Annotated in this window: 16 protein-coding genes; 9 read left to right on the forward strand and 7 right to left on the reverse strand. The window is 43.6% G+C overall.

Annotation, left to right across the window (positions count from 1 at the left end):
- Positions 1-8: 8 nt before the first annotated feature.
- The 6 genes from INQ51_RS21400 (at position 9) to INQ51_RS21425 (ending at position 3759) form a co-directional block, all read left to right on the forward strand.
- Positions 9-191 carry a DUF2892 domain-containing protein gene (locus INQ51_RS21400; protein ID WP_233380027.1) on the forward strand — a complete coding sequence of 61 codons (183 nt, stop codon included), beginning with the start codon at positions 9-11 and terminating at the stop codon, positions 189-191.
- Positions 192-420: 229 nt separating this feature from the next.
- On the forward strand, positions 421-741 hold the full coding sequence (locus INQ51_RS21405) for a NifB/NifX family molybdenum-iron cluster-binding protein (RefSeq protein WP_233380028.1): 321 nt from the start codon (positions 421-423) through the stop codon (positions 739-741).
- A 4-nt stretch (positions 742-745) separates the two neighbouring features.
- Entirely contained in the window at positions 746-1087 is a 342-nt protein-coding gene (locus INQ51_RS21410; RefSeq protein ID WP_233380029.1) for a NifB/NifX family molybdenum-iron cluster-binding protein, read from the forward strand.
- Positions 1088-1216: 129 nt separating this feature from the next.
- A complete protein-coding gene (locus INQ51_RS21415; RefSeq protein WP_233380030.1) occupies positions 1217-2089 on the forward strand; it encodes a 4Fe-4S binding protein in 873 nt (290 codons plus the stop codon).
- A 12-nt stretch (positions 2090-2101) separates the two neighbouring features.
- On the forward strand, positions 2102-2977 hold the full coding sequence (locus tag INQ51_RS21420) for an ATP-binding protein (RefSeq protein WP_233380031.1): 876 nt from the start codon (positions 2102-2104) through the stop codon (positions 2975-2977).
- Positions 2974-3759, forward strand: coding sequence for an MBL fold metallo-hydrolase (locus tag INQ51_RS21425; protein ID WP_233380032.1), 786 nt, complete (start codon positions 2974-2976; stop codon positions 3757-3759). Before INQ51_RS21420 ends, INQ51_RS21425 begins: the two co-directional genes overlap by 4 nt.
- Here INQ51_RS21425 and INQ51_RS21430 read toward each other — a convergent pair.
- Together INQ51_RS21430 and INQ51_RS21435 are read right to left on the reverse strand one after the other, a co-directional pair.
- Positions 3756-5120, reverse strand: a complete 1365-nt coding sequence (locus tag INQ51_RS21430) for a M23 family metallopeptidase (RefSeq protein WP_233380033.1) — start codon at positions 5118-5120, stop codon at positions 3756-3758. The genes INQ51_RS21425 and INQ51_RS21430 overlap by 4 nt on opposite strands.
- Before the next feature lie 27 nt (positions 5121-5147).
- Positions 5148-6011, reverse strand: coding sequence for an alpha/beta hydrolase (locus tag INQ51_RS21435; protein ID WP_233380034.1), 864 nt, complete (start codon positions 6009-6011; stop codon positions 5148-5150).
- Between the two features lie 198 nt (positions 6012-6209).
- Between INQ51_RS21435 and INQ51_RS21440 the strand changes: the two genes are divergently transcribed.
- Positions 6210-8501, forward strand: coding sequence for a patatin-like phospholipase family protein (locus INQ51_RS21440; protein ID WP_233380035.1), 2292 nt, complete (start codon positions 6210-6212; stop codon positions 8499-8501).
- Positions 8502-8586: 85 nt separating this feature from the next.
- On the opposite strand, the gene INQ51_RS21445 is transcribed toward INQ51_RS21440, so the two are convergent.
- Positions 8587-8940 (reverse strand): PAS domain S-box protein, encoded by a 354-nt coding sequence (locus INQ51_RS21445; protein ID WP_233380036.1) that lies wholly within the window; start codon positions 8938-8940, stop codon positions 8587-8589.
- Positions 8937-10751, reverse strand: coding sequence for a hypothetical protein (locus INQ51_RS21450; protein WP_233380037.1), 1815 nt, complete (start codon positions 10749-10751; stop codon positions 8937-8939). Before INQ51_RS21450 ends, INQ51_RS21445 begins: the two co-directional genes overlap by 4 nt.
- Positions 10752-10991: 240 nt before the next feature.
- Here INQ51_RS21450 and INQ51_RS21455 point away from each other — a divergent pair, with 240 nt between their 5' ends.
- Together INQ51_RS21455 and INQ51_RS21460 are read left to right on the forward strand one after the other, a co-directional pair.
- Entirely contained in the window at positions 10992-11861 is an 870-nt protein-coding gene (locus INQ51_RS21455) for a nucleoside phosphorylase (protein WP_233380038.1), read from the forward strand.
- Positions 11862-11865: 4 nt separating this feature from the next.
- Positions 11866-12747, forward strand: coding sequence for a transglutaminase-like domain-containing protein (locus INQ51_RS21460; protein ID WP_233380039.1), 882 nt, complete (start codon positions 11866-11868; stop codon positions 12745-12747).
- Positions 12748-12951: 204 nt separating this feature from the next.
- Here the strand turns inward: INQ51_RS21460 and rplS are convergent, their stop codons facing one another.
- The 3 genes from rplS to INQ51_RS21475 form a co-directional block, all read right to left on the reverse strand.
- On the reverse strand, positions 12952-13299 hold the full coding sequence (gene rplS / locus INQ51_RS21465; protein ID WP_233380040.1) for a 50S ribosomal protein L19: 348 nt from the start codon (positions 13297-13299) through the stop codon (positions 12952-12954).
- A gap of 229 nt (positions 13300-13528) precedes the next feature.
- Positions 13529-15217 carry a dipeptidase gene (locus INQ51_RS21470; protein WP_233380041.1) on the reverse strand — a complete coding sequence of 563 codons (1689 nt, stop codon included), beginning with the start codon at positions 15215-15217 and terminating at the stop codon, positions 13529-13531.
- Positions 15218-15340: 123 nt separating this feature from the next.
- A complete protein-coding gene (locus INQ51_RS21475) occupies positions 15341-16525 on the reverse strand; it encodes an aminotransferase class V-fold PLP-dependent enzyme (protein WP_233380042.1) in 1185 nt (394 codons plus the stop codon).
- Positions 16526-16576: the final 51 nt, after the last annotated feature.

The raw sequence follows: 16576 nt of genomic DNA on the forward strand, positions 1-16576 counted from the left end.
ATAAAATTATGAGGGAGAGAATTATACGCGGAGTAGCCGGAATTTTTGTTTTGACAAGCCTGCTCCTGGCCATTTTTGTTCATATTTACTGGTTAGGACTGGCCGCTTTTGTGGGGCTGAACCTGTTTCAGTCGTCGTTCACAAAGTTCTGCCCGCTTGAATATTTTTTGAAAAAAGCGGGAATTCAGTAATTGCATTTGATTTTTTTGACAAGCAGAAGGTTGGTGATTTGTTTCATCAACCTTCTTTTTTTGTATTGATTCAAAAATCAGCAGATACAGCATTCCCAGGGGATCCCGAGTCCCTCCATCTCAAAAAAACAGCGTGACATTCAAATTTTATTATGCACATATGTTATTTATTATTTTTTACACTATCTTTGTTTCAGACTTTTACAAATAACAAAGTACAGAAACAACAATGAAAACAATTATCACATCTACCGGGAATAACTTACAATCCGTTTTTGATCCCAGGTTTGGTCGTGCCGGATGGTTTTGCGTGTACGACCGTGAATCCAACTCGACCAATTTCATCGAAAACAGCTTTAAAAATGTAAACGGTGGTGCCGGAACAAAAACATCGGAAATGGCAGCCGAACTGGGCGCCAATCAAGTTATCTCGGGAGACTTCGGGCCTAAAGCCAGAACCATGCTCGAAAAGTTTAAAATACAGATGGTGATTCTGGAAGATGAAGGATTAAGTGTTCAAGACATTATAGACAGAATCAATAAAAATTAACAGAATGAAGAAGAAAGTTGCCATACCCGTTGACGAAAACAGCGTACTGGACGGGCATTTCGGACACTGTCATTACTTTTCGTTACTGACCGTGGAAGATCATAAAATTATTTCCGAAAAAATAGTAACGCCTCCTCCTCACGAGCCGGGCCTGCTTCCCAAATGGCTGGCACAACAGGGAGTAACCGATGTACTTGCCGGAGGAATGGGACAAAAAGCCATCGAGATTTTTAAATACAACGATGTAAACGTGTTTGTTGGAGCGCCCAAATTAACGGCCAACGAGTTAACAGAAGGTTTTCTGAACGGAAGCATCAGTTTTACAGCCAACTACTGCGACCATTAATATAAGTAAACCGGAAAGGTAGAACCTTTTAGACCAGATTTTAAATTAGCTACTGAGATTTCCCCGAAATCATTTTTCGGGGATTTCTTTTCATGCCCGGTAGCTTTCCATTTATCAAGAAAGTATTTTATGCGCATTGCCATTGCCAGCGGAAAAGGTGGAACAGGAAAAACAACTGTGGCCATTCATCTCTACCAATATTTGTCGAAACTTCTGGATGATCAAATTCAGTTGATCGACTGCGACGTGGAAGAACCCAACGATTTGCTTTTTATCCCCGATGCAGTCAATATTTACGAAAACACAGTTTTTACGATGGTTCCGGAGATTGACACTGCCCAATGTACATTTTGCAAAAAGTGTTCTGACTGGTGCGAGTTCAACGCCATTACCCTTGTAAAAAATCTGGAGTTTGCGGAAATAAACAAAGACCTGTGCCATTCGTGTGGCGCCTGCTCTCTTGCCTGCGAATTTGGCGCCATTCGTGAATACAAAAATCCCATCGGAACGATAAGCGGCTACAAAACAACTTTTGGCACGGGGATTACCGAAGGCCGGCTTCGGATTGGCTCTTCGATGCAAACTTCGCTTATTCGTGAGCTAAAAAAGCAGACGGCCAGCAACACTGTGCTTCAAATACTTGATGCTCCTCCAGGAACCAGTTGCCCGGTGGTGGAAACCGTTTCAGGAGCAGCTTATGTTATTCTGGTAACCGAACCAACTCCTTTTGGCCTGTACGATTTAAAACTGACCGTAGACTTGCTTAACAATCTCAAAATTCCGTTTGGAGTAATTGTCAACAAAGCCGGGTTGGGAAACAACGCTGTTTACGCATATCTGGCAGCAAATAATATTGAACTGATCGGGGAAATACCATTTTCGAAAGAATATGCCGAAAGCTACTCCAAAGGAGCACTTCTGAACAATGTTCCGGAAGAACTGGAAAACATTTACCTCAAAACAGCGGAAAGATTGCTGGAAGTGACCGGAATAAAAAAATGACCACTTAACAAAATGAAAGAGATAACAATTGTAAGCGGAAAAGGCGGTGCCGGAAAAACCAGTATTACTGCGGCTTTGGCTTCGCTGGCCGGCAATGCTGTGTTTTGCGACAACGATGTGGACGCCGCCGACCTGCATCTTATTTTCCAGCCCGAGATACTGGAAACTCACCCATTCTCCAGTGGCTCGGTTGCTGAAATAGATCCTGAAAAATGCACGCAATGCGGATTATGTGAAAGTTCATGTCGTTTTGACGCCATCCACACCAACAAGGTTTTATTTCCGGAAGTCAATCCGTTTCTGTGCGAAGGATGCCGCCTCTGTGAAAGAATTTGTCCCGCAGAAGCCATTACAACCCATCAGAAATTCAACAACCACTGGTTTGTTTCCAATACCCGATTTGGCAAGATAGTTCACGCAAAAATGGGCCCGGGAGAAGAAAATTCGGGGCACCTGGTTACCCACATTCGCGAGCACGCCAAAAGCATTGCCCGGGAAATAAAAGCCGAACTTCTGCTCAACGACGGCCCTCCGGGAATTGGCTGCGCAGCCATTGCCTCCGTAACCGGGACCGATGCGGTATTGCTGGTAATAGAACCCACCGTTTCGGGATTGCACGACGCCTCGCGCTTAAAAGAATTGGTTAGCTCGTTCCGGATTCCTATGTTTGCGGTGATCAATAAACATGACATCAACCTGGAAATGACAAGCATTGTGGAAGATTTTCTGAAAGAAAACTGCATACAACTACTGGGCAAAATTCCGTTCGACAAAAAAATGGTGGAGTCGATGGTACACAGCCAAACGATGATGGAGTACGCACCGGATTCTGTTTGCGGCGAAGAATTTCAGAATATTTGGAAAGAATTACGAAAATCCATCGCATGAAGCTGACTGTTTTAACCGACAACACCGCTGGCGGCAGGTTTCAGGCAGAACACGGTCTTTCTTACCTGCTTGAAACAGACGGTGAAAAAATCCTTTTGGACACCGGCCACTCAGATGTTTTTCTGAAAAATGCCCGTAAAATGGGAATCGACATTCAACAGGAGGTACTGAAAATTGTGCTAAGCCACGGACATTGGGACCATGGCAACGGATTGAAGTTTCTTCGGGATAAAACACTGATCACACATCCCGGATCTTTTCGGAGTCGCTTCCGCAAAAGGGACCACTCCCCTGTCGGAATTGAAACAAGCGGAGAAGAGATAGCCCTGCGGTTCCACTTAACACTGTCGGAAAAACCTGTTAAAATCACGGACAACCTTTGGTTTCTGGGAGAAATACCCCGGGAAAACTTATTTGAAAGCCAAGCAACCGCTTTTGAATTTACGGACCACTCGGAAGATTTTGTTAGCGATGATTCGGCATTGGCGGCCGTGGTAAACAATCAACTTGTCATCATCTCGGGCTGTGCACATTCCGGTATTTGCAACATTTGCGAATACGCTAAAAAAGTCACCGGAATTTCAACAATTAAAGCCGTGATCGGCGGTTTTCACCTGAAAGAGCCTAATGAGCAAACATTGCAAACCATCCGTTATCTAAAAGAAAACAAAGTGGAACAGGTACTTCCGGCACATTGCACCGAACTGCCCGCACTGTTTTTGTTTCACAAAGAATTTAATTCAAAACAGGTAAAAACGGGAATGAAACTGGAATTCGCCTAATAAACCATTTGAAATACGATCTCACTTAAACCGGCTGCTTTTTTATTTTCAGGATCGATATAAACACGAACCGTTAGTTTGCGGTCTTCCACCCTTACGGTTCTTTCATCTGTCCATTTTTGCTCGCCTGCCGGCAAGGAGAAAGTTTTATCGGGCACGCCTTCGTATTCAATTTTTTGCCACGATTCGGCTTTTAGGTCGCCCACTTTTGCCCGAATCCGGTATACTCCGTTCCTGACATTTATTTCGTACTCAAAGTAATCATTCGGATTAATACTTTCTGCCGGTGTTCCTGAGAATACCTTTTTCGCTAAACGCACATTGCCTCCTTCGCGCACAGAAACCGCCTCAACCTTATCCGAGCGGTTCCAGCGCCCGAAAATCCATCCTTTGCCCAGGTACTCTTCAAAAGCCGCATTGTTTTTGTCATTTCCGAGATGCGAAGCCGCCCTTCCAAAGCTAATCTTCCCCTTTGAATAAGACTTGCTGGCACTGTAGGTGTAAGCATAATACAACTCGTACAATTGTGGAAAGAAGTTGACACAATTCACAAAACGGTCATCAAAAGAAGGAATCGTATCGTTGCGAACAACCGCCAGGTGCGCGTGCCCCCAATTGGCATTTCCCCAGGCAGTACCGATCAATTCTCCCCGCATCAGCTTCTGCTCCTTTTTTACTTCCAGCGTTTTTTCGTACAGGCAATCGTACACATAATAAATTCCCGGACTTGAATCACTTGCCAGCAACACACAGGCTGTTCCCCCATCCTTTGCCTTGTCGACCCAAACCACAGTGCTGTTCGCGATGGCTACCAACCAATGCTTTTCAATGCCTCGTGCATCTTTCAGGTCAATCCCAATTCCGGGATAGGTTTCGTACTTCTTCTGCTGATCGTCGTACAAGTACGAGAACATGTAGGTATCTTCCTCTCCGTCCCAAACAAAGCCCTGGTTAAAACTTACCGGAAACACAAATTCCTTTTTATCCAGCATTTCCCTGTTTCTGTCGGAAATACACAACAGAATATCCTTTTTCAGCAAACCATGGATGAAAGTATTGTCCGCCAAGGCTTTTACGTTTCGGTTGTCGGCCACAAAAAGCTGTAAGCCGGCAACGCTGTGTGGCAGCGAACGCCCGCTTACTTTTACTTCAAGTGTATCGGCTCCAACCTTTAACTGATTGTATTGATTTTCAACGGACAGTAACTGTACACTGGTACTGTCGTACAAAATGCTGTCTCCAACATTCAGGCTAAAATAAGCGCAGTTTCCCCATAAAAAGTCAGGCTTGGTCTGGGCAACGTTTTTGAATGTAGTACCCAACAATCCCAGCAACAACAATATGGGAAATATGCGTTTCAAAACAATTGATAAAGGAAAAATGATGGATTATCGGTGAAAAGATTCAGCCATAAACTTCAATCCGTCGAATAAGCCAGTACGCCAGTATTCCCACTGGTGACCGCCGTTTCTGACTCTGTATTCGTGCGGAATGCCCAGGTCGCGCATTTTTACATGCAGAGCCGAATTTCCTTTGTACAGGAAGTCGTCGTCGCCACAGTCGATGTAAAAACGAATGGATTTAAGCTTTTCTTTATCTACGCTGTCGAGCAGGTGAATCGGGCTATTGGCTTTCCAGTAGTCGCTCACACCACTTTCGGGTTTTTCGCCATAAATATTTTTGAAATAATGATCGTAACGACCATTGCTGCTAATTTCTTCATCGGTAAAAGTTCCGGCACTCATGGCTACACAAACAGAAAACAATTCGGGATTGTGCATAGACAATAACAAGGCTCCGTTTCCGCCCATCGAAAGTCCGGCAATTGCACGGAATTCCTTTTTCGAACGAATCCGGTATTTCTTTTCCATGGCCGGGATAAACTCCTGGATAAACATGTCTTCCCAGGGATCTTTTCCGTCAAAACTATTCACATACCAGCTAACTTTCCCGTCGGGCATAATGATTATGCAGGGAGGAAAATCTCCGTTGGCAATTCCCTTGTCGGCAATCCGGTTTGCTTCGCCAAACTGGATCCAACCGGTTTCATCGTCAGAATAACCGTGTAGGAGATATAACACAGGATAACTACGGTTAGAAGTTTCATAATCAGCCGGCAGGTAAACAGAATATTCTACCGGGTACGAAACCAGTTTGCTCTCAAATTGAAGGGATTCCATAACTTTCCCGTTTTGAGCAAAAATTGAAAACGGCACGATCGCCAAAAGAAAAATCAAAATGTGTTTATACATGATTCAGGTTTTTAAAGAATGTTCCACAAATCTATTATTATTTGATTCATTGTCCTACAGATTCCAGGCTGTTTCTGAAGCAGTCAGGCATCTTTAACAACAGATATTTCAAAAATGCTTTATTTTTCGGAATATTTCTAATTAACATTCCGTAGATTTTGTAAATTTGGTTGTGTTCAGAATGTAGGCGGAAAAACCATGAAATTTAGACTTTTCCTTAGTTTATTTCTATTGTTAATCAGCATTCAGGGGAACTCCCAATCGGTGGGTGTGGTTTTGAGTGGCGGCGGTGCTAAAGGTATGGCGCACATTGCTGTTTTGCGGGTGCTGGAAGAAAACAATATCCCGATCGATTATATTTCGGGAACCTCGATCGGTGCGATCGTTGGAGGCTTATATGCAGCAGGATACACTCCTGACGAAATGGAAGAGTTGTTTAAATCGGACGACTTCTATTTTTGGTCTACCGGAAAAATTCAAACCGGTTACCGTTATTACTTCAAACAGCCCGAAGCCGATCCAACCTGGCTTCAGCTTAGAATTACCAAAAAGAACGAAAAAGTTAAATTACTCCCTCCCACCAACATTATTCCGGCCGAGCAGATGGATTTTGCATTTATGGAATTAACCGCCGCAACCAGTGCTGCCTGCGATTATAATTTCAACCAACTGATGGTTCCGTTTTTTTGTGTGGCTGCCGACGTGTATAACAGCAAACCGGTTGTTTTGCGAAACGGGGACCTGGGAAATGCCATTCGTGCTTCGATGACGGTGCCTCTGTATTTCAAACCCATTGAAATTGACGGTAATCTATTGTTTGACGGTGGGCTGCTGAACAACTTCCCCACCCAGCAGATGAAGGAAATCTTTAAACCCGATATTATTATCGGACACAAAGTGGCCAACAATGTCAGGGCGGCCGAGGCCGACGACCTGATGCAGCAAATCTCTAACCTCGTTATGCGGCCCACCAATTTCGAGATCGATCCGAAAGATGGTATCCTGCTCGAAACAAGATTTGAAGATGTTGGCTTGCTGGATTTTGCTAAAATTGACCAAGCCATGGAAGCCGGAGGAAAAACAGCCATGAATGCCCTCGACAGCATAAAAGCACTTGTTACCCGAAGAGTGTCGAAAGAGGAAGTACAGGAGAAGCGAAACAATTTTGTGGCGCGTAAACCTGCACTTTATTTTCAAAACATACAGGTGGAAGGCGTGCAAGACAACTTACAACGGCAATTCATTATCCAAAGTATGAAGCACGGAATGCCGATTGTATCGCTGGACAACCTGAAAAAGGAGTATTTTAAACTGGTATCGGATCAGCAGGTAAAATCAATACAGCCCATTACTTATTACAACAAGGAAACAGGCTATTTCGACCTGCATTTAAAAGTGGAGCCCGAGAAAAAAGTGGATGTAAACATTGGCGGGAATATTTCAACCAAACCCATTAACCAGGGATATGTGGGGGTAAATTACCGCATGTATAACCGCAGGGCTTATCTTCTCAACTCAAACCTGTTTTTTGGTCGTTTTTACAGTTCCTTTAAGCTGGGAGGAAGGATTGATTACCCATCGAGATTGCCGTACTACCTGGCATCTTATTTCACCTTGAACCGTTGGGATTATTTTGCTTCCAGCTCCGAGTTATTTTTCGAAAACGTGCGGCCTCCCTACATCATCCGCGACGAGCTTAGTTTCAGAATCGAAACGGGCTTTCCGCTTGGCTTGAACAGCAAATTCTACACGGGAGTTGCCTATTCTTCCGCTTCCGACCAGTATTATCAAACAGAGATTTTCAACAAAGAGGACGAACCGGACGAAAGCACCTTTAATGCCTTTGTAGCCGATGTAAGACTTGAAACCAACTCGCTGAATTACAAACAATATGCAACAGAAGGGCTTCTTCGGATGCTGGATATTAAATATGTTGTGGGCGAAGAAGGACACCTCCCGGGAAGTACATCAGAAGTACGGGGAAGGATCCTGCAGCACCAGGAGTATTTCCAGGTGAATGCCAAACTTCTTCGCTATTTTAATTTCGGGAAAGCCTTCACACTGGGAGTACATGCCGAAGGAATGCTGAGTACGAAAGATCTGTTCAGAAACTACAAAGCAGTAAAATTAAGTGCACCCGGTTTTCAGCCAACGCCGCATAGCAAATCACTGTTTCTGAACAACTTTCACTCCAACCAATTTACAGCAGGCGGACTAAAAACGATCTTTAACTTTACACCCGACATACACCTGCGGCTTGAAAGCTATGCTTTTTTGCCCATCAGGGAAGAGTTGATAAAAGAAGACCTAACGGCATACAGAAGCGACAATCTTTTCCACAATATCTACTGGCAGGGAATGGCAGCCATGGTTTATCAAACCGGAATAGGCCCGATTAGTCTGGCCGTCAATTATTACGAGAAAGAAAATACGCAATGGTATGTAACCCTGAACTTTGGATATATTCTGTTTAACAAACGTGGATTGTAATGGGTACCGGATAACTGTATTGCTGTGTTGCCGTTTGGCAGTTTGGTAGTTTTGCTGTTGTTTATCCCCGCCAAAACGATTGAGTCTATTTTCTAAAGAAATGAGGCATGGACGTATCCAGTTGAAACGAAATCTCAATCACTCCCCGAAACATTCCTTCCTGGTACCACGGAGTTTGATAAATGATTTTAGTAACACCGTCTTTCTCCGTTGTGTACATGTTGTCTATGGGCTTCTCCAACATCTCTTTCAACTTTGTTTTGGAGGGATCGGGATGGCAATCGAGCAAGTTGCTTCCCAAAAGATCGGCACCACCGTATTTATGAAATTGCTCAACAGAACGACGATTCATGTACACAATTATCCCCTTTCGGTCGCAAACTGTAATGGCGCCGTTAAACTCTTCGGCCCAGTCAACATTCCAATTGTTCAGCATCATTTTCTACGATAACATTTTACCCATTCTATTTCGAAATTAACTGCTGATGAAACCGGATTGATCACCAAACTGGAGGCTTCAATAAACAATTGCTTGTTCATTTCCGGCTTTTCCTGTTTCAAAATTTCCACTTCGTTAATTTTCCAAGTGAATGTTGAGCCCGCCTTTTCAACACTAAAAATGTAGGTGCTTTTTTTGAGGTTTGAGATATCGATTCCCTGGCTTTCTACCTTCCCGCTACCATTCAGGAAAGTAAAACCCAGATGGTTTCTGGCCCCCATCTCCAACAAATTCACACGGTTGGTTGCCTTTTCCCCGGTAAGGTACAAAGAGCTGACAACCTGTTTTACAGGATCGAATTTTATTTTAGCTTCCAGAATTCCGTCTTCCACCATAAACCTTGGCGCACTTGAAACCAGCCCGGATGTGTATTCAAAATCGGTCGGTACAAACCCTGCCGGCATTTGCCAAACTTTTCCTTTTGCTTTCTCTTTTTTTACCTGGATCACCAGCTTTTCTTCCACCTTCAGGTTATTTCCACTGGTAAAAATATTGAGGTCGCCCGGCATGGCATAATTCTCGCCCAGCAATTTATCGGCCACCGGAGTAGCAGTCGACCATTTTTCTGTATCCAGTTTTCTGCCCGAAAAATCATCTTCAAAAACAACTTCCAGGTTTCTAAACAAATCAAAATCTTTGGAATCCTTGTACTTGAAATAATTTACAAAATCAGGTATTTGTTTGTCTTTCAGATATTGCTGATACCTGGCGTATTCGGGCGTTTTCTCCCAACGTTTTTTGTCTTCCAACCAGGCTTTTTGTTTCCGGTATTCTTCCGACTGCAAAAGCGCATCCAGTTCGTGGTAGCGTTTCAGGTCGAAAGAATCTTTTACATCGAGGTAATTTTTATACAACGAAGACTTCTCGTACTTCAACACAAACTTTACGGTATCGTCGGCAGCAAGTCGTTTAAACTCGGCCTGTTTCTTATAGGCCTCGCTCTTTTCAAACTTCTGCTTGTCTTTCAAAAAAGCTTCCTTTTCTCTGAACTCTTTCGACTCCACCAAAGCTTTTAGTTCGAGGTATCTCTTCAGATCATGACTGCTACTGATCTCTTTATAAAGTTTCAGTTTTTTTGATTTCTCCAGCTTAAAATAGGCTTTGATCTCGCTGTCGCCCATAATTTTTCTGAACGCCGCTTTGTCTTCCTTGCTGCGGTCAGAAGCATTTTTCAATTCATTATACTTTTTGAATTTTTCGGAGTTTGCAAGGGCTTCGTGCCTCTTCAAAACCTCGGAGCCGTGCAATTCGAGGTAAGCTTTTATTCCTGCCGACTTTGCAAGCTTTTTGTATTCGAGCAGGTGCTTCTCCTCTACCGAACCTTTAAATACCTGGCTGCTAATTTCCTTTTTGTCCTTTTCAAACTGCCCTTCCTTCATATAATCGAGCAATACATAGTAGTTCTTCAGTTTGTCGGACTCACGTTCTTTTTCAAACCGTTTTAAATCGGAAGACCCTTCCACCGAAAAATATTTCTTAATGGGTCCCGACTTCTTTAGCCGCTCAAATTCCTTCCATTCTTTCTCTTCCTTACTCCCCTTATAGCTAAGGCCCTCAATCTCTTTTTTCTTGTTTTTATAAGCCTCCGAATTCGCCCAAGCTTCCAGCTCCAAAAACAGCTTTAATTCTTCCGAGCTTTCGGTCTTTAAAAATGCATCGAAATCTGCTTTTAACTGGGCTCTTTGCTTTTCAATGGTTGCCGTAGGTTTAATTTTACCAGTAAGTTGAAGTGAAAAGATTTTGAATGACATCCGTTTGTATGTTAGATTCGTTTCTCAAAAATAGAAATTTCGGTCGTTATTTTACCTAACCAAGGCAACACATTTCCCACAGCGGGCATTTTTTACCAAAACCGTCTCTCAAAAGCCAGTTTTTAACAAAATAAAAAACACGGGTAAATTTTCAAGATCAGGTTGTTTATATGTTTTCCCCGCTGCAATTGGCTATTCATCTTATTTTAAATAGTTTTGATTTTCATCAAAATTTCCGCTATGATCAGGAATTCTGAATTAATAATGAACCCCGACGGATCCATTTTTCATTTGCATCTGAAACCTGAAAACATTTCAGACAATATAATCCTCGTGGGTGACCCGGCCAGGGTTGACACCATTGCCAAACTTTTCAGTGAAATTGAGTTTACGACTCAAAACCGTGAATTCAAAACAGTTACCGGATGGTACAACAACAAACGTTTTACACTGCTTTCAACCGGAATCGGGACTGACAATATCGATATTGTTGTGAACGAGCTGGATGCGCTGGTAAACATCGACCTGGAGACCCGTGAAATAAAAAAAGAGCACAAAAGCCTGAACATTGTTCGAATTGGCACCTCCGGAGGATTGCAAACCGATTTGCCGGTAAACTCGTTTGTGGTTTCCGAAAAGTCGATTGGTTTCGACGGGCTACTGAATTATTACTCCGGACGAAACAATGTGGTGGACCACGCATTTGAAGAAGCTTTCAAAGCTTACACCGGATGGGATGCCTCGCTGGCTTCGCCCTACGTGGCAGATGCTTCTGCCGGACTTTTAGATCTGTTCAGCGGGGAAAATTTTTCAAAGGGAGTAACCATTTCTGCTCCCGGTTTTTATGGTCCGCAGGGCCGGGAATTAAGAATCCCGCTGGCCTTCCCACAGTTGAATGAAAAAATTGAGTCGTTCTCTTTTAAGGGACTGCGTATTACCAATTTTGAAATGGAAAGCTCAGCTATTTATGGTCTTTCAAAGTTACTGGGACACAATGCTCTAACCGTTTGCCTCATTATTGCCAACCGGGTAACACTTACGGCGAACGAGAATTACCGCGATGAGATGAAAAGACTGATCCAACTTGTGCTCAACAACCTAGCTAAATAAATCTATGGACAAAACCCGCCTGAAAGCACTCATTAACCTCCTCGACGACCCGGATGAAACGGTATTTGGGATGGTCGAAAAAGAGCTGTTAAAAAGTAAAGATGACATTATTCCGGAACTGGAGAAAAAGTGGGAAGCGAGCTTTGACGAACACAGCCAGGAAAGGATTGAAAACATTATTCAGCATTTACAGTTCAAAGAAACCAAGCGGCGAATAAAAAAATGGCTGGGTCATTCTGCCGAAGGCAGGAGTCTACTAAACGGCTTTTGTCATGTAGATCGCTTCCAGTATCCCGATTTGAATCCACTGAACATTCAGCTGAAAATCGAGAACCTGCGAAAAAGCATTTGGCTGGAGCTCAACAATTCGCTTACGCTGCTTGAGAAAGTTACCATTCTGAATCACTTTCTGTTCAACATAAACGGATTCGCGATTAACCTCTCCAATCCGCATTCGCCGCAGAATTGTTTTTTGAACCAGCTTTTGGACACCAAGAAAGGCAACCCGGTTTCGATGAGTATTTTTTACGTCATTGTTGCCCGTCAGCTTGAAATGCCTGCCTACCTTGTCGACTTCCCAAAAAATCCGCTGGTAGCCATTGTAGATGCCGAACTGGCGCAAAAAGTACACGGAACTTCGGTTAGCTCTGATGTTCTGTTCTACGTTAACCCATCCAACAAGGGCGCCATTACCAGCCGCAAAGAAATTGACTACCACCTGAAAAAGCATGAATATCTTCCCCTGTACGAATATACCGAACCCAAACCCGACACGCTGTTTCTGGTGCGCTTGCTGGAGTCGATGATGGAAGCTTATCAAACGGTTGGTTTTACTGACAAGGAAGACAAAATAAAACAGTTGCTGCGCTTGTTTAAAACAGCATAATTCTCATTGAATTTTCACCTCAAACTGAATTAACCTATCCCATTCCGGGTCAACATCGGCTTTTTTTTAAGCATGTTTGTTGAAAGTCTCCGTGTAACTCCGGCTTTAATCAGTGCAACTCTGTGGCAAAAGATTATCAGCAAAAGTTTAAAGCAAAAAAAAGGCCTCTGAACCAGAGACCTTTTTGAATATCGTTGTAAAAGACTAGAATCTTTTTTCTTTGATACGGGCTTTTTTACCAGTAAGACTACGTAAGTAGAAGATTCTTTTGCGACGAACGCTACCGCGTTTGTTCACTTCAATTGAATCGATAAACGGAGAATACAATGGGAAAATTCTTTCTACACCAATGTTTCCCGAAATTTTACGAATAGTGAAAGTTTTGGTAGTTTCTCTTCCGCGAATCTGAATAACCACACCACGGAAATTCTGGATCCTCTCTTTACCACCTTCCGCAATTTTATAACTTACGGTAATTGTATCACCTGCGCCAAACTTTGGGTGCGACGTTGCTACCTCAAATTCCTTTTCTACTGCTTTAATTAAATCCATTTTCTTGTAGTTTTTATAAGTTGGCAATGTAATCCGTCGGCTGACGGACAAGAGATTGCATAAAATCGGCTGCAAAAATAGCATTTCTTTTTATTTCAACAAACTTATTTTTATGTCAAAACTCAATTTTAGTTGACTGATTTTCAGCTAAAAAATAATTTGTCGCTCTAAGTTACAAAAAAAGGCCTCGCAACGGAGACCTTTTTCTATCTGTTTTAGTATGAAATGCTTAATGACTTGAACCAACTACTTTAAAATGATCGCCGGTTGCATTTACGATAGCCCTGTACCACCATTCCGGATATCCGGCAAAAATGGGTGAAGCCGGCATACCTGTTTCAGTACGTTCAAACTGACCGTCTTTTTCTTTTTTGATGTTGCCGTCAGTGTATTTTACCACCAGGTAATTACGGAGTTCTTTCCAACGTTTAGTCATATTGTTCGCCTCGTTTACCGAAAATTCGGAAATAAAACGACGGGCTTCTGCATCCCCTTTTTCTTTGTACAGAATTTCGGCCGCTTTGTCAATCACCGGAACATAACTTACAAATTTGTCCTCCAGTTCCGACTGAACCACCTGCACGTCCTTGATCATATCGTCGTAACGCAGGTAAGCCATGTTTGACACCTGGCTAAATGTCCAGAATGCAGCAGTTTCGCTAAACGTCAGCATGTCACCGTTACCAACAGCAAAGCACTCCGGAATTTCATTAATTCCGCAATACATAGGAGCATAACAGGTGCTATAAGCATCGTCCACTCCAAACCACAGGATTCCACCGATCGGATCGGGCAACCAGCTACGGCTCTGAGTAACAAACGAGAAACCGGTTTGCTGAGTTGAAATGGCCCTTTCGTTGCAGTATTGAACTGAATCCACTTCCCAGGTCAGTCCTCTCCAGCGGTAAGGCAATTTATAAGGGCCTGCTCCCAAATCCTGTGTCATATCCAGTTCAGTGCCTTCGAAATGATCACGCATCATTCCCATTACATCCTGAACGTCTAACTTTCTGTCAGGCTTAATCCACAACGGCATACGGTTGGTTGGAAAATTATGCTCACCACCATGTTCCACAATACCTTTGGCGTATTCAGTATATTTCTCCATTCCGGAAGCAACCATGTTAAAACCGGCCCAAACACGGGCGTCGCAAAAACGGGCTCCACCAAAATCAACCGGTGCATACACGTCAGAGAAACTAAAATCCTTGTTCGGTCCGTCGTACCATCCTTTTTCGCGGGCAAAAGAAATTACGTCCTTGGCATACACGCAATTTTCCTTGTCGTCGAGCGGAAATGTAGTAATACGCGCCTGATTAGCATGTCCGCTAATGTATCCGTCCGGAATACGCATGGCTACCCAAACCGCACCTTTTTCGCCTTCTCCTTTACCTATCAGTTCCAGTATCCAGGCTTCGTTCGGATCCGAAATCGAGAAAGATTCGCCGGAGCTGTAATATCCGTATTTTTCTACCAGGTCGGTCATTACCTCAATGGCTTCACGGGCCGTTTTGGCACGCTGCAAGGCCACATAAATCAAACTGCCGTAATCCATAATAGCACCAGCCTGGCTGGACAGTTCTGAACGGCCTCCGAAGGTAGTTTCAGCGATTGCCAGCTGAAATTCATTCATGTTTCCCACCACACTGTAAGTATGGGCAGGTTGTGGTATTTCGCCCAGGTAAGTCCCGGTATCCCACTCGTAAATCTTGCGCATGGCACCTTCGGGGTGATCCTGTGCCGGCTGGTAATACAATTCACCGTAAAGAGTGTGCGAATCGGCTGCATAGGTAATCATTACTGAACCATCTACCGACGCACCTTTGGTGATCAGGAAATTAGTACACCCATTCGAAACCTGTTGGTTGATAATCAGAAATGCAAAAATCAGCATTCCTATCATTGAAATTTTCTTCATTACTACTACTTATTTATTTTGCGAAAGAGACAAAGATAATGAAATCAGCTTCCCTTCTTATGATATTTTGCAGCTTGGAAATTTTACCTCGTCCATTCTAAATGAAAACAATAAATCAATCTGTTAAGCTAAACAGCTTTTAATTCGTTCCAATACTTCCTCCATGTCTTCGTCCAATCCAACCGACAGCCTGACCAATCCGTCAGACAGGCCCATTTCTTTTTGAACTTCCACCGGAACTTCAGAAGAAGTACTGTGTCCGGAACAACTAAACAGGGTACGGAAGTAGCCCAAAGAAACAGCCAGGTAACCCACGTTGGCCTGTTGCAATTTGAACATGATCTGGTTGGCATTCTTCTCTGTACCAAAATCGATGGCCAACAATCCTCCGTAACCAAAACGCTGGTTCATTAGTTGGGTATGGAGTTCGTGCTGCGGATGGCTTTTCAACCCGGGATATTTTAACGACAGCCCCATTTCTTCCAGTTTCTGAGCCAGATACATCGCGTTCGCACTGTGCTGTTTCATCCGGAGATGCAGTGTGTGAATGTTCTTCAAAATGCTTGAAGACCGCAGCGGATCGAGCACGGGGCCCAACAACATGGCCGTACCGTCGTTTACATTCGACAACTTGGCAATAAACTCCTTCGATCCACAAATGGCTCCTGCCACACAGTCGTTTTTCCCGTTAATAAACTTGGTCATACTGTACACAACAAAGTCGGCTCCCAATTCTGCCGGGGTAAAAATCATAGGCGTAAACGTATTGTCGACCATCAGTTTGGCTCCGGCTGCATGCGCAATTTTAGCCAACTCCGGAATATCGGAAACCTGGAGCAAGGGATTTGTAACCGTTTCGGTGTAAATAACTTTTGTGTTCGGACGCATGGCATTTTGCACCTGCTCCAGGTTGGTGATGTCCACAAAGCTCACCTCGATGTTGTACCTGGGCAGCCAGTTTTTCAAAAAGGCATAGGTACCGCCATAAGTTGTAACACTGGTTACAATATGGTCGCCTGAGCTGCATAATTGCAACAATGCACAGGTAATGGCAGCCATTCCCGACGATGTTACCCAGGCAGCTTCGGTATTCTCCATCGCCGCCAATGCATCGGCCAGGTATTTATTACTTGGGTTCCAGTGGCGCGAATACAGGAAACAACCTTCCAGGTGCCCCAAAAAAGTTTCTTCCATGGTTTCGCCTTCCAGAAAAGTATAAGTGGAAGAATCGGTAATGGACGGATTTACACCTCCAAACTCGCCAAATTGTTGAATGTCGTAGATTCTCTTTGCAGGATCAGATTTCATAACTCAGGTAAATTAGTTTGGTGCAATTTAACTGGATTCCCTGCCACTAAG

The sequence above is a fragment of the Maribellus sp. CM-23 genome (assembly GCF_021354595.1).
Lineage (GTDB): Bacteria > Bacteroidota > Bacteroidia > Bacteroidales > Prolixibacteraceae > Draconibacterium.